The sequence below is a fragment of the Microbulbifer sp. MKSA007 genome (genome assembly GCA_032615215.1).
In the GTDB taxonomy this organism is placed as follows: Bacteria; Pseudomonadota; Gammaproteobacteria; order Pseudomonadales; family Cellvibrionaceae; genus Microbulbifer.
In genome coordinates this window covers 123,590-137,289 of the sequence record CP128433.1, presented here as the reverse complement: position 1 = coordinate 137,289, position 13,700 = coordinate 123,590, and the positions used below count along the sequence as shown (strand labels likewise).

Annotated in this window: 12 protein-coding genes and 1 pseudogene; all 13 read left to right on the top strand. The window is 55.7% G+C overall.

What is annotated here, in order from left to right; translation table 11 throughout:
* Positions 1–65 precede the first annotated feature (65 nt).
* Entirely contained in the window at positions 66–1,442 is a 1,377-nt protein-coding gene (gene mnmE / locus QT397_03195; GenBank protein ID WNZ56384.1) for a tRNA uridine-5-carboxymethylaminomethyl(34) synthesis GTPase MnmE, read from the top strand.
* 890 nt (positions 1,443–2,332) lie between these two features.
* A pseudogene (gene mnmG, locus QT397_03190) lies at positions 2,333–4,221 on the top strand (tRNA uridine-5-carboxymethylaminomethyl(34) synthesis enzyme MnmG).
* Positions 4,222–4,306: 85 nt separating this feature from the next.
* Entirely contained in the window at positions 4,307–4,936 is a 630-nt protein-coding gene (gene rsmG / locus QT397_03185) for a 16S rRNA (guanine(527)-N(7))-methyltransferase RsmG (GenBank protein ID WNZ56383.1), read from the top strand.
* 126 nt (positions 4,937–5,062) lie between these two features.
* A complete protein-coding gene (locus QT397_03180; GenBank protein WNZ56382.1) occupies positions 5,063–5,872 on the top strand; it encodes a ParA family protein in 810 nt (269 codons plus the stop codon).
* A 12-nt stretch (positions 5,873–5,884) separates the two neighbouring features.
* Positions 5,885–6,787, top strand: coding sequence for a ParB/RepB/Spo0J family partition protein (locus QT397_03175; GenBank protein WNZ56381.1), 903 nt, complete (start codon positions 5,885–5,887; stop codon positions 6,785–6,787).
* Between the two features lie 202 nt (positions 6,788–6,989).
* Positions 6,990–7,352, top strand: coding sequence for an ATP synthase subunit I (locus tag QT397_03170; protein ID WNZ56380.1), 363 nt, complete (start codon positions 6,990–6,992; stop codon positions 7,350–7,352).
* Between the two features lie 49 nt (positions 7,353–7,401).
* Positions 7,402–8,328 (top strand): F0F1 ATP synthase subunit A, encoded by a 927-nt coding sequence (gene atpB / locus QT397_03165; GenBank protein ID WNZ56379.1) that lies wholly within the window; start codon positions 7,402–7,404, stop codon positions 8,326–8,328.
* Positions 8,329–8,387: 59 nt separating this feature from the next.
* Complete coding sequence (gene atpE, locus QT397_03160) at positions 8,388–8,633, top strand: F0F1 ATP synthase subunit C (protein ID WNZ56378.1); 246 nt, start codon at positions 8,388–8,390, stop codon at positions 8,631–8,633.
* A 52-nt stretch (positions 8,634–8,685) separates the two neighbouring features.
* On the top strand, positions 8,686–9,156 hold the full coding sequence (locus QT397_03155; protein ID WNZ56377.1) for a F0F1 ATP synthase subunit B: 471 nt from the start codon (positions 8,686–8,688) through the stop codon (positions 9,154–9,156).
* 12 nt (positions 9,157–9,168) lie between these two features.
* A complete protein-coding gene (locus QT397_03150) occupies positions 9,169–9,705 on the top strand; it encodes a F0F1 ATP synthase subunit delta (protein ID WNZ56376.1) in 537 nt (178 codons plus the stop codon).
* 48 nt (positions 9,706–9,753) lie between these two features.
* Positions 9,754–11,298 carry a F0F1 ATP synthase subunit alpha gene (gene atpA, locus QT397_03145; GenBank protein WNZ56375.1) on the top strand — a complete coding sequence of 515 codons (1,545 nt, stop codon included), beginning with the start codon at positions 9,754–9,756 and terminating at the stop codon, positions 11,296–11,298.
* Between the two features lie 77 nt (positions 11,299–11,375).
* Positions 11,376–12,236 (top strand): F0F1 ATP synthase subunit gamma, encoded by an 861-nt coding sequence (atpG, locus tag QT397_03140; GenBank protein WNZ56374.1) that lies wholly within the window; start codon positions 11,376–11,378, stop codon positions 12,234–12,236.
* Between the two features lie 53 nt (positions 12,237–12,289).
* Positions 12,290–13,693 carry a F0F1 ATP synthase subunit beta gene (atpD, locus tag QT397_03135; GenBank protein ID WNZ56373.1) on the top strand — a complete coding sequence of 468 codons (1,404 nt, stop codon included), beginning with the start codon at positions 12,290–12,292 and terminating at the stop codon, positions 13,691–13,693.
* The last annotated feature ends 7 nt before the right edge of the window (positions 13,694–13,700 follow it).

Sequence of the window (13,700 nt, the reverse complement as noted above, 5' to 3'; positions counted from 1 at the left end):
CAGCAACACAATAAACAAGGGCCGCTAATGCGGCCCTTTTCCGTTCTGTCGAGTAAACTCAGCCGATGATACAAGAAAGCCTCAATCGCGACACTATTGCCGCTGTTGCCACCGCGCCCGGGCGCGGCGGCATCGGCGTTATCCGACTGTCGGGCGCAAGAGCCCTGCAAATTGCCCAACAAATCTGCGGGGAAAATTCCCTCCAGCCCCGTTCTGCCCACTACCGGAACTTTACCCACAAAGAGCAGTTAATCGATCAGGGATTGGCGCTCTTTTTCCCCGCCCCCAACTCCTTTACCGGGGAGGATGTGGTGGAACTCCAGGGACACGGCGGCCCAGTGATTCTCGATCAGTTACTTCAAGCAACTATCGAGTTGGGCGCTCGACAAGCCCGACCCGGAGAATTTTCCGAGAGGGCTTTCCTCAACGACAAAATGGATTTAACTCAGGCCGAAGCGATCGCCGATTTAATCGACGCCGGCAGTGCCCAGGCAGCGCGTAATGCCATGCGTTCACTGCAGGGCGCGTTTTCCGAGAAAATCGAAGACTTGGTGGAAAACCTTACCCATCTGCGTATCTACGTGGAGGCCGCCATTGATTTCCCCGAAGAGGAAATCGACTTCCTCGCCGATGGCAAAGTGGCAGCTGATATAGAAACCCTACAGGCACAAATGGTGGGTGTGGAAACCCAGGCGCGTCAGGGCGCGATAATGCGCGAAGGAATGCGAGTTGCTATCGCAGGACGCCCCAATGCAGGGAAATCCAGCCTGCTCAACACACTGGCCGGACACGACGCCGCTATTGTCACCGATATCGCCGGTACCACTCGGGATATCCTGCGCGAAAATATTCATATCGACGGTATGCCCCTCCAGTTTGCCGATACTGCGGGATTAAGGGATGCCCCGGATAGAGTCGAGCAAATTGGTATCGAACGCGCCTGGGAGGAAATCCACGGCGCAGATAGGGTACTTCTTGTCATGGATGCAGAGCAGCTCCACTCCCTGGACCCCACACAAGTTTGGCCAGAATTTACCAGTCAGCTAAAAGATCTCAACAAACTGACATTAGTACTGAATAAGATTGACCTCACCGACTACAGCGCTGGCCTTCAGGCACACACTGAAGGCGTGCCAGTGATTGCCATCAGTGCAAAAACAGGTGCCGGGCTCGATGCGTTAAAAGAACATTTAAAACAGAGTATTGGTTTCAGCGGCGCTGGAGAGGGAACATTCAGTGCCAGGCGCCGACACCTGGACGCACTGGGCCGGGCACAAGCTTTTATACATCAGGGCCAGCGGCAACTTCACACTAGCGGTGCAGGCGAACTGCTCGCCGAAGACTTACGCCAAGCCCAGCAGGCTCTGGGAGAAATTACTGGCACCGTCAGTGCCGATGAATTACTCGGCAAGATCTTCGGCAGTTTTTGTATCGGTAAGTAAACGCCCCATCCCAACTTCCAAGTTATCCCAAGGGGGAGGCTACTTTATCCTCCCCCGCTTCTCTACTTCCAGCTTCCCAACATATTTCTCACTTCTTTTACACAGGCTTAACCCCGACTTTCAGGGCGGGTAAATTAAATCCCCAATTTTTCCCGATCTTATTAAATAGATTCGCGAAAAAATCTGGCAAAAAACTCTGCAAAATAAGATATGGCGCCGATCGAGTTATACATGTCCACGGGGATTTCCCGTGGATATCTTTTCACTTGCTTCAATCACCTATAAATCACATAGATACAGCAACAAAACTCACAGACTTATACAATATTCACTCTTACGCACAATTAACCCCCAAGTCTTATCACCCTCTACGCACAAGCTAAAACCTGAAATTGCCAGGTGTGAGTAAAAAAGGGGATAAACACCTGCGTAAGCAACGAATGCTATGATGATAACTTTCCCGCCAGCACGAGGCGCGCAAAGTTGTCCCGGCTTTCCACAATCGTCTACCGGGGTTGCTCCCCCTTCAGCCAAGGGGTTATTGCCCATGTTTTCATCAGTGTAACCTTTTGATTTATAAGACTTTTTTTTGCTTATACATGATTTGCCGGACACTAATAAAAACAACTAAATCAAAAACCTCTCTCTAAGAAATACATATATTCATTTATATAAACTTAAGAGAGCCAAAAAATAATTTGCTCTAAAGCTAGCTCTAGAAAGTTTCATTGGAGAGAGAGTCCCAATAGCATGGAACTGGATAGTCTCAGTTTTTACAGCTTTACAAGCGTCTACCAACTAGAGTGCAGGAATATGCTTGTAGCCAATTGCTGACTCACACCTACTGCCTATAAAATGTGCGCCCCCAGTTGTAACCAGTAGCAGCCACTATGGAATTCCCTAAGACCTATGATGTGATCGTGATCGGCGGAGGCCACGCAGGTACCGAAGCCTCACTGGCAGCGGCACGTATGGGAGCTTCCACTCTGCTGCTGACCCACAATATCGAGACCCTTGGACAAATGTCCTGCAACCCGGCGATCGGCGGTATCGGCAAGAGTCATCTCGTGAAGGAAGTCGATGCCCTCGGTGGCGCTATGGCAACGGCAACAGACTTGGGCGGAATTCAGTTCCGGGTCCTCAATGCCCGCAAAGGCCCCGCAGTAAGGGCAACTCGTGCCCAGGCCGATAGAGCCCTGTATCGCGCCGCTATCCGTTCAATCCTGGAAGCACAGGAAAACCTGGAGATCTTCCAACAAGCGGCGGATGACCTGATTGTCGAAGGTGAACAGGTTGTGGGCGTTGTCACCAATGCGGGGGTGCGCTTTCGCGCCAAGACAGTGGTACTGACCGCCGGGACTTTCCTCGGTGGGCGTATACATATCGGCTTGGATAACCACGCCGGCGGCCGCGCTGGAGACCCGCCCTCGATTGCCCTTGCAGATCGTCTGCGCGAACTGCCTTTCCGCGTCGATCGCCTCAAAACTGGCACCCCTCCCCGTATTGATGCCCGCTCGGTAGATTTCAGCGAGCTGGAGGAACAGTGGGGAGATAGCCCCACACCGGTGATGTCCTATTTGGGCAGCCGCGATCAGCACCCGCGCCAGGTCTGCTGCTGGATTACCCACACCAATGCCCGCACCCATGAAATTATCCAGGGGGGCTCGATCGCTCGCCCATGTATTCCGGCGTGATTGAAGGGATTGGCCCGCGCTACTGTCCCTCCATCGAGGACAAGGTGCACCGCTTTGCGGACAAAGATAGCCACCAGGTGTTTATCGAGCCTGAAGGGTTGACCACCAACGAGCTGTACCCCAATGGTATTTCCACCAGCCTGCCCTTCGATGTACAGATTGAGCTGGTGCACTCCATCAAAGGCTTTGAAAAGGCGCATATCACCCGCCCTGGCTATGCAATTGAGTACGATTTCTTCGACCCGCGCGACCTTTTGCCGTCCCTGCAAACCAAATTTATCCAGGGGCTCTACTTTGCCGGCCAGATCAATGGCACCACCGGCTACGAGGAAGCGGCTGCCCAGGGACTCCTGGCTGGCGCCAATGCCGCCCTACAGGCCCAGGAGCGCGAAGCCTGGGCCCCGCGTCGGGATGAAGCCTACCTGGGCGTGCTTGTGGATGATTTGATCACCAGCGGCACTAAAGAGCCCTACCGCATGTTTACCAGCCGCGCGGAATATCGCTTGCTGCTCCGTGAGGACAATGCTGACCTGCGCCTGACCGAAAAAGGTCGCGAATTGGGCCTGGTCGACGATACCCGCTGGGCAGCGTTCAGTGAAAAGCGCGAGGAGATCGCTCGGGAGACCCAGCGACTACAAGATACCTGGGTGCACCCAAAGACGCCCCAGGCCGCCTCTGTAGAAACCAAATTGCCGCAGCCATTGGCGCGGGAATATAGCCTGATGGACCTGTTGCGCCGTCCGGAACTGGGCTATCAGGATGTGGCGGGCCTCAAAGGGGAAGCGGTAACCGACGAGCAGGTTGCCGAACAGGTGGAAATTTCGGCCAAGTACGCCGGTTATATCGATCGCCAGCGCGAGGAAATTGAGCGTTTGCAGGCCTACGAAGATACCCCGATCCCGGCGGACTTCGACTACAGCGATATTTCTGGTCTGTCCAATGAGGTTAAGCAAAAGCTGGGAGAGACCCGCCCAGATACCCTGGCGCGGGCCTCGCGAATACCGGGCGTGACGCCCGCATCCATATCCCTGCTGTTGATCCAGTTGAAAAAGCGCGGGCTGCTGAAGCGCAAAAAAGCGGTATAAATCGGTTTTCCACAGGGTATCCCGCGAGGCCCTGCGGGGTTTGAATTTCGCGGGACTACTGGGGGATAGACCCATTTCTCACTCAATGGAACAGTTTCGTCCGCGCCTGTTAGAGGCGGCGGCACAGATGTCGGTGGTACTCAGTGACCGGCAGCAGGATCAGCTACTGGAATACCTGGCGCTTTTCGCCCGCTGGAACAGTGCCTACAACCTGTCCGCCATACGCGACCCGGAGCAGATGCTGGAGCGCCATATTATCGACAGCCTCAGTGTGGTAAATCTCTGTGGCGAAGGTTCTTTAATCGATGTGGGTAGCGGTGGCGGCCTGCCAGGGATTCCCCTGGCAATTGTGCATCCGGAGCGCGCCATCACCCTGCTCGACAGCAATGGCAAGAAGACCCGCTTCCTGTTCCAAGTCGCCAGCACCCTGCCCCTGCCCAATATCACGGTAGTCAATGAGCGGGTAGAAGCCTTTGTGCCAGAACAGCCTTTTGCCGGTGTGGTGTCCCGCGCCTTTGCCTCCATCGAAGATATGGTCAATGGCAGTGAGCACATGTTGGCACCCTGGGGTCGTTTTTATGCCATGAAGGGCAAGCTGCCTGAGGATGAGTTGAGCGCTCTGCCAAAAGGCATTAAGGTCGAGCAGGTGCACCGGTTGTCGGTGCCCGGCTGCGACGGTGAGCGACATATGATTCAGCTCTGTCGCACAGAGTAAGATGATAGTTTGGCGGGTTTGTCGCCCGCCCAATCCTGCTCCCCTATCGTGGGGCACAACAGCTGCCGCCCGAAGCCGAGCCGGCGTCGGGGCAAACGCACCCGGAAACAACAAAGGACAAGAATCTTGAGCAAGATATTTGCTGTGGCCAACCAGAAAGGCGGGGTTGGCAAGACCACTACCTGCGTCAACCTGGCCGCATCTTTGGTTGCCAACAAGCGGCGCGTATTGCTGATCGATCTGGACCCCCAGGGCAATGCCACCATGGGCAGCGGTGTGGATAAAAGTGACCTTGAGGTGTCCGGTTACGATGTGCTGGCCGCTGAATTACCCGTTGAGCAGGCCATTGTATCCACAGAGAGCGGTTTTGATTTGATCCCGGGCAACGGTGACCTGTCTGCGGCAGAGGTGGAGTTGCTGAATCTGGAGGGCCGCGAATCCCGCCTGCGCCGCGCCCTGGCTGCGGTGAGTAATCGTTACGACTACGTGATTATCGACTGTCCGCCATCGTTGAATATGCTGACCGTAAACGCCCTCTGTGCAGCTCACGGCGTATTGATTCCCATGCAGTGTGAATACTATGCCCTGGAGGGGTTGTCAGCACTGGTGGACACCATCACCCAGATCCAGCAGGCCGCCAATCCGGACCTGAAAATCGAGGGTATCTTGCGCACCATGTACGATCCGCGCAACAGCCTCACCAGCGAAGTGTCGGCGCAGTTGCAGGAGTTTTTCGGCGATCGCCTGTATCGAACCTGTATCCCGCGCAATGTCCGTTTGGCAGAGGCTCCCAGCTTCGGCAAGCCGGCGCTGGATTACGACCGCCATTCGAAAGGGGCTATTGCCTATCTGGCACTGGCTTGCGAAATCAATCGCCGCCATCCCGCCAATCAATCTTCCAATAAGAAAAGCCGCCCTGTGGCGGAAGCCGTATAAGGGGTAATTACTATGGCCGCCAAACGCAAAGGACTGGGCCGGGGTTTATCCCACCTGATCAGCAATAAAAACAGCACCGCGATCGCCGAGGCTACCGGTGAAGCTGAAACCGAAACCGCCGTGGTCGACGGTGAGCTGAAGGAGTTGCCGATAGAGTTTTTGCAGCGCGGCCGCTACCAGCCACGCCGGGATTTTCCACAGGAATCCTTGCAGGAGCTGGCGGACTCGATACGCGCCCAGGGCATTATGCAGCCGATCGTCGTGCGCGGTATCGGTGAGCAGAGCTATGAAATCATCGCCGGTGAACGGCGCTGGCGCGCGGCCCAATTGGCGGGACTGGAGAAAGTGCCGGCACTGGTGCGCAGCGTTTCCGATGAAGCTGCCATCGCTATGGCGCTGATTGAAAATATCCAGCGTGAAGACCTGAATCCGGTAGAGGAAGCTGTAGCCCTCAAGCGTTTACAGGATGAGTTCAAGCTGACCCAGCAGGAAGTGGCCGATGCGGTGGGCAAATCCCGTACCGCAGTAACCAACCTTTTGCGACTGTTGAGTCTGAGTGAAGAGGTACGGACTTTCCTGGAGCGTGGCGATCTGGAGTTGGGGCACGCCAAAGCCCTGCTCGGTCTATCCGGTGCCACCCAGCGCTCTGCTGCGCGCCAAGTGGTCGAGCGCAGCCTTACCGTGCGCCAGACAGAGGCGCTGGTGCGCCGTTTACAACAGCCGGCTGCCCCCGCACCGGAAAAACCGAAGCTCGACCCCAATATCCGTCGCCTGACTGAGCGCCTGGCAGAAAAAGTCGGAGTGCCCGTATCTATCGATCACAACGATAAAGGCAATGGCCGCCTGGTACTCAAATACACCACTCTGGAAGAGCTGGATGGAATCCTGGCCCACCTGGGTTACGCCGAGGACTGAGGCCACAGGGAAATGCGCGTCCTAGTGGCGCGCGCAATAACTGTTGGCAAATACTCACTGCGGCGAGTAATTCCGTGCAAAACCTCCTGAAAATCAAATAAGTTGACGACATTTGCCGGTTGAATCGGCGATGCTGTTGCCGCATAATTCGCACGCCCAAATTTTGGGCGGACAGCGCAAAAAAAGTCGGCTTATCCCGTCTATGACAAAACCCCCGGTATTACGAATAGCCGCGGTACAGCTTCTGCTGATATCGGTGGCCAGTGCGGCACTGCACTTGAGCGGTAAACCGGTGACTGCGCTCTCCGTATTTATCGGCGGTGCCCTGTGTGCACTGCCCGGAGCATATTTTGGCAGGCGCGCCTTTCGCGATAGCGGTGCGCGCGCGGCCCATCGCGTGGTAGGCAATTTCTACCGCGCGGAAACCGGCAAATTTATATTGACCATGGCAGGTTTTGCAGCGGTGTTTGCCACCGTCAAGCCACTGAATGCCGCGGCGCTTTTTATCAGCTACGTCCTCTGTGTAATCGTGCAGTGGATCTTGGTAGCGCGCATGGTCCGCTAGCCGGTGGATAAGAAAAAAGAATTCTTACTTTTACGATTGTTGAGGAACTATGGCAGGCGAAGCTCAAACCGCGACGGGGTATATCCAACACCACCTGCAAAACATGACTTATGGCAAGCTGCCGGCCGGGTATACCCGCGCCGACGGTACTGTGCTGAATGAGTCTACTTGGACTATGGCGCATTCCTCCCAGGAAGCTGCGGATATGGGCTTTTGGGCCCTGCACGTAGATACCCTGGGCTGGTCTATCGGCCTCGGTCTGATTTTTTGCTTCCTGTTTGCCCGCGCAGCCAAGAAGGCCAGTGTGGACAAGCCCACAGGCTTCCAGAGCTTTGTGGAGCTGGTTACCGACTTTATCGACAAGCTGGTTAAGGAAACCTTCCCCCACCGCAACACTATGGTTGCCCCGATGGCTCTGACCATCTTTGTGTGGGTGTTCCTGATGAACCTGATGGACCTGGTACCGGTGGACTGGCTGCCGATGGCTGCCGCCAAGATCTCCGGCAACGATCACCTCTTCTTTAAAGTGGTCCCAACCACCGACCCGAACGCCACTCTGGGTATGGCCCTGGCGGTGTTTGCGCTGATGATTTTCTTCAGTATTCGCGAAAAAGGTGCCATCGGCTTCCTTAAAGAGCTGACTCTGCACCCTTTCCATACCGGCAAGTTGTTCTTTGACATCCTGCTGATCCCGGTGAACTTCCTGCTGGAAGCAGTATCCCTGATCGCCAAGCCGATCTCCCTGGGCCTGCGTCTGTTCGGAAACCTCTACGCCGGTGAAATGATCTTTATCCTGATCGCAATTGTCTTTGGCGTTGGCGTTCTCGGCTTTATTGGTGCGGGCCTCCTGCACATGGGCTGGGCGATCTTCCACGTACTGGTAATCGTGCTGCAGGCGTTCGTATTTATGGTATTGAGCACCGTGTACATGGCGATGGCACACCATCGCGACGATGAGCACGAGCACGATCAATAAGTTTTTAACCCTTTTTTCGACCTTTACAACAACTCTTTAACTTTGATTTGGAGAACACAATGGAAGCATTAGGTCTGGTTTACATCGCAAGTGCACTGCTGATCGGTCTGGGCGCCCTGGGCACCGCAATCGGTTTCGGTACTCTGGGTGGCAAGCTGCTGGAAGGTTCCGCTCGTCAGCCTGAACAGGCTCCGGCTCTGCAGGGCAAGATGTTCCTGATGGCTGGTCTGCTTGACGCGGTTCCGATGATCGGTGTTGGTATCGCTATGTACCTGATCTTCGCCGTAGCTCCTGGTCTGGTTTAATTACGCCGTTCCAATTGCCCTTAACCCTATTTAAAGAGCAAGAGGTGTCGGAGTGAATATCAACCTGACTCTAATCGGCCAGTCGATTACTTTCCTGTTTTTCGTCTGGTTTTGCTGGAAGTTTGTTTGGCCGCCGCTTTTGGGCGTGATGAAAGAGCGTGAGCAGAAGATCGCAGATGGTCTCGCTGACGCTGAACACGCACAGAAAGATCTGGAACTGGCCAAGCGCAAAGCTGCCGAGCAGTTGAAGGAAGCCAAAGATCAGGCTAACGAGATTATTGATGGTGCCAACAAGCGCGCCAACCAGATTCTCGATGAAGCCAAGCAAGCGGCTCAGTCTGAAGGCGATCGCCTGAAAACTGCGGCCAAAGCTGAGATCGACCAGGAAGTGAATCGCGCTAAAGAGCAACTGCGCAGCCGTGTGGCAGACCTGTCTGTCCTGGGTGCGGAGAAGATTCTCGCGGTCAATATCGACGCTAAGGCGCACGACGACCTGATCGATAAACTGGCAGCCGAGCTGTAAGCGAGGAACCCAATGGCGGAACTCAGCACACTGGCCCGGCCCTACGCTAAAGCTGCATTCTCTTATGCGCAGGAAGCCTCCCACTTAGGTGGTTGGAGCACTGCGCTGAGCACTGCGGCAGCGGTCAGCCAGAACGAAAAAGTGCGTGAGCTGCTGGATAATCCCCAGCTCACCAGTGAAGAGCGCGCAGATAAATTCCTGTCGATCTGTTCAGACGAACTCGGCGAGCACGGAAGGAACTTCATCCGGTTGCTGGCGGAAAACAACCGCCTGCAGCTGCTGCCGGAAATTTCCGAACTGTTCGAAGAGCTGAAAGCGCAAGCGGAAGCCACCCTTGAGGTGGAAGTTGTTTCCGCGCACGCCTTGAGCGATGCACAGGCGCAAGCACTGGGCCAAAAGCTCAGCGCGAAGTTTGAACGCGAAATACATCTGCACAGCTCGGTGGACGAGAGCCTGCTGGGCGGCGCGATCATCCGCGCCGGTGATACAGTCATCGACGGTACCGTACGCGGCCGTCTGGCCAAGCTCGCCGAGGCGATGAACTCCTAAATTACTCTCCCCGTTGGCGTTAGCCGGCGGGGACTTGAGGAACAGAGCATGCAGCAACTGAATCCCTCTGAGATCAGTGAAATCATCAAGAGCCGCATCGAAAATCTCGATGTGAGCACTGAAGCCCAAAATGAGGGCACCATTGTTTCCGTATCCGACGGCATCATCCGCATCCACGGCCTGGCCGATGTGATGTACGGCGAGATGATCGAGTTCGAAGGCGGCGTTTACGGTATGGCGCTGAACCTGGAGCGCGACTCCGTTGGTGCTGTAATCCTGGGCGACTACAAGGCGCTGGCTGAAGGCCAGAAGTGCCGTTGCACCGGCCGTATCCTGGAAACCCCGGTTGGTCCGGAACTGCTCGGCCGCGTTGTAGACGCGCTGGGTAACCCGATTGACGGCAAGGGCCCGCTGAACAACAAGCTGACCGACGCGGTAGAAAAAGTAGCGCCTGGCGTTATTGCTCGTCAGTCCGTTGACCAGCCTGTACAAACCGGTTTGAAAGCGGTTGATACCATGATCCCGATTGGCCGTGGCCAGCGCGAGCTGATCATCGGTGACCGTCAGATCGGTAAGACTGCTGTGGCGATCGACGCCATCATCAACCAGAAAGGCACCGGCGTTAAGTGTGTCTACGTTGCCGTGGGCCAGAAGCAGTCCTCTATTGCCAACGTAGTGCGCAAGCTCGAAGAGCACGGCGCTATGGATCACACCATCGTAGTAGCCGCTGGCGCCGCCGATCCGGCAGCGATGCAGTTCCTGGCTCCCTACGTCGGCTGTACCATGGGTGAGTACTTCCGCGACCGCGGTGAAGACGCCCTGATCGTATACGATGACCTGACCAAGCAGGCTTGGGCCTACCGTCAGATCTCCCTGTTGCTGAAGCGTCCGCCTGGACGTGAAGCCTACCCCGGTGACGTTTTCTACTTGCACTCCCGTCTGCTGGAGCGCGCCGCGCGTGTTAACGCCGACTACGTAGAGAAGTTCACCAATGGTGAAGTGAAAGGCAAGACCGGCTCTCTGACCGCCCTGCCGATCATCGAAACCCAGGCCGGTGACGTATCCGCGTTCGTACCGACCAATGTGATTTCCATTACCGACGGCCAGATCTTCCTCGAGACGGATCTGTTCAACTCCGGTATCCGCCCAGCGATCAACCCGGGTATCTCTGTATCCCGTGTAGGTGGTGCGGCGCAGACCAAGGTGATCAAGAAGCTGTCCGGTGGTATCCGTACCGCTCTGGCTCAGTACCGCGAACTGGCGGCATTCTCCCAGTTTGCCTCTGACCTGGACGAAGCTACCAAAGCCCAGCTGGATCACGGTGAGCGCGTAACCGAGCTGATGAAGCAGAAACAGTACTCTCCGCTGTCTATTGCGGACATGGCTGTTTCCGTTTACGCCGCCGACAAGGGTTACCTGAAAGAAGTAGAAGTTGCCAAGGTTCTCGATTTCGAAGCCGCCCTGCTCGCTTATATGAACAGCGAACACGCAGAGCTGATGGAGAAAGTGAACAGCACTGGTAACTACAACGACGAAATCGACGCAGCTTTCAAAGCCGCTATCGAGAAGTTCGTCGCTACTAGCAGCTGGTAAGAACTCCCTGGAGAGCGCGAGAGAGCGGCGTGTCCGCTCTTTCGGAATCTAACTTCCAGCGAACAAGGTAAATCACTATGGCAGGCGGAAAAGAAGTACGCACAAAAATTGCCAGCATCAAGAGCACGCAGAAAATTACTGCCGCAATGGAAATGGTTGCAGCCAGTAAGATGCGCAGAGCTCAGGATCGCATGGCACTGGGGCGTCCCTACGCCCAGCGCATACGCGCAGTGATCGGCCACGTCGCCAACGCTTCGGCCGAGTACCAGCATATTTACCTGCAAGAGCGCGAGGCCAAGCGGGTCGGTTTTATCCTGGTATCCACTGACCGCGGACTCTGTGGTGGCTTGAACGTCAATATGTTCAAAGCCGCTATTCGCGAGATGCAGGCGTGGTCCGAGAAGGGTGTCGACGTCGAAGTCTGTGCGGTAGGTAACAAGGCGGCCAGTTTCTTTAATGCCATCGGCAGCAAGGTTGTCGCAGCGGTACGCGATCTGGGCGATGCGCCCCAGGCCAACCAGCTGATTGGCTCAGTTAAGGTAATGCTGGACCGTTACGCAGAAGGCGATATCGATCGCCTGTTCCTGGTATCCAATGAGTTTATCAACACCATGTCCCAGAAGCCGCAGGTTGAGCAATTGCTGCCGCTGCCGAAGGACGAAGATGAAAAACTCATGCACGAGTGGGACTACCTCTACGAGCCGGATCCGGTTGAATTGCTGGATGGATTGCTGGCTCGCTACATCGAGTCCCAGGTATACCAGGCAGTAGTTGAAAACAAAGCCTGTGAACAGGCAGCGCGTATGATCGCGATGAAGAGCGCCACCGATAACGCCGGTGAGCTGATCGATCAGTTGCAGCTTGTCTACAACAAGGCGCGCCAGGCGGCCATTACCCAGGAACTGTCCGAAATTGTCGGCGGTGCGGCGGCGGTTTAATCCGCTGCCAGTAATGGTCAGCCTAGAAAGAATTTAAAGCTGAGGATCCGGAAATGAGTAACGGGCAAATTGTGCAAGTGATCGGAGCGGTCATCGACGTGGAATTCCCACGCGATTCTGTTCCGAATGTATACGACGCACTGGTGGTTGAGGACAAGAACCTCACCATGGAAGTGCAGCAGCAGTTGGGTGACGGCGTGGTACGCGCTATTGCCATGGGTTCATCCGAAGGTGTCAGCCGCGGTCTGTCCGTGCGCAATACCGGCGCTCCGGTTTCTGTACCGGTTGGCCTGGAAACCCTCGGTCGCATCATGGACGTGCTCGGCAACCCGATTGACGAGTGTGGCCCTATCGGTGAGAAAGAGCGCTCCTCTATCCACCGCGCTGCACCGACCTACGAAGAGCAGTCCAGCTCTACCGAGCTGCTGGAAACCGGCATCAAGGTAATCGACCTGGTTTGCCCGTTCGCCAAGGGTGGTAAGGTTGGTCTGTTCGGTGGTGCCGGTGTAGGTAAAACCGTAAACATGATGGAACTGATCAACAACATCGCTACCGAGCACTCCGGTCTGTCCGTGTTCGCAGGTGTTGGTGAGCGTACCCGTGAAGGTAACGACTTCTACTACGAGATGGCTGAATCCGGCGTTGTTGACCTGGAAAACAAAGCCAACTCCAAAGTGGCGATGGTTTACGGCCAGATGAATGAGCCGCCCGGCAACCGTCTGCGTGTAGCCCTGACCGGTCTGACCATGGCGGAGAAATTCCGTGATGAAGGCAAAGACGTACTGCTGTTCGTCGACAACATCTACCGCTACACCCTGGCCGGTACCGAAGTATCCGCACTGCTGGGCCGTATGCCTTCTGCGGTAGGTTACCAGCCGACCCTGGCGGAAGAGATGGGCGTTCTGCAGGAGCGTATTACCTCCACCAAGACTGGCTCTATCACCTCTATCCAGGCGGTATACGTACCGGCGGATGACTTGACTGACCCGTCTCCGGCGACCACCTTCGCGCACTTGGACTCCACTGTAGTACTGAGCCGTGATATCGCCGCTAAAGGTATCTACCCGGCTGTTGACCCGCTGGACTCCACCTCTCGTCAGCTGGACCCACAGGTAATTGGTCAGGAGCACTACGAAGTGGCTCGCGGCGTACAGTCTGTACTGCAGCGCTACAAAGAGCTGAAGGATATCATCGCGATCCTGGGTATGGACGAACTGTCTGAAGAAGACAAGCAGACCGTAGCCCGCGCCCGTAAGATCGAGCGCTTCCTGTCCCAGCCGTTCCACGTTGCGGAAATCTTCACCGGTGCACCAGGTAAATACGTTTCCCTGAAAGAAACCATCCGTGGCTTCCAGGGCATCCTGAACGGTGAATATGACCACATGCCGGAACAGGCCTTCTACATGGTGGGAACCATCGACGAAGCTGTGGAAAAAGCCAACAAAGCCAAGGGCTAATCGAGAG

What these genes read in the sequence shown, in the direction of transcription:
- mnmE (WNZ56384.1), top strand. Translation starts at nt 66, where the DNA reads ATGATACAAGAAAGCCTCAATCGCGACACTATTGCCGCTGTTGCCACC.
- rsmG (WNZ56383.1), top strand. Translation starts at nt 4,307, where the DNA reads ATGGAACAGTTTCGTCCGCGCCTGTTAGAGGCGGCGGCACAGATGTCG.
- QT397_03175 (WNZ56381.1), top strand. Translation starts at nt 5,885, where the DNA reads ATGGCCGCCAAACGCAAAGGACTGGGCCGGGGTTTATCCCACCTGATC.
- QT397_03170 (WNZ56380.1), top strand. Translation starts at nt 6,990, where the DNA reads ATGACAAAACCCCCGGTATTACGAATAGCCGCGGTACAGCTTCTGCTG.
- atpB (WNZ56379.1), top strand. Translation starts at nt 7,402, where the DNA reads ATGGCAGGCGAAGCTCAAACCGCGACGGGGTATATCCAACACCACCTG.
- atpE (WNZ56378.1), top strand. Translation starts at nt 8,388, where the DNA reads ATGGAAGCATTAGGTCTGGTTTACATCGCAAGTGCACTGCTGATCGGT.
- QT397_03150 (WNZ56376.1), top strand. Translation starts at nt 9,169, where the DNA reads ATGGCGGAACTCAGCACACTGGCCCGGCCCTACGCTAAAGCTGCATTC.
- atpA (WNZ56375.1), top strand. Translation starts at nt 9,754, where the DNA reads ATGCAGCAACTGAATCCCTCTGAGATCAGTGAAATCATCAAGAGCCGC.
- atpG (WNZ56374.1), top strand. Translation starts at nt 11,376, where the DNA reads ATGGCAGGCGGAAAAGAAGTACGCACAAAAATTGCCAGCATCAAGAGC.
- atpD (WNZ56373.1), top strand. Translation starts at nt 12,290, where the DNA reads ATGAGTAACGGGCAAATTGTGCAAGTGATCGGAGCGGTCATCGACGTG.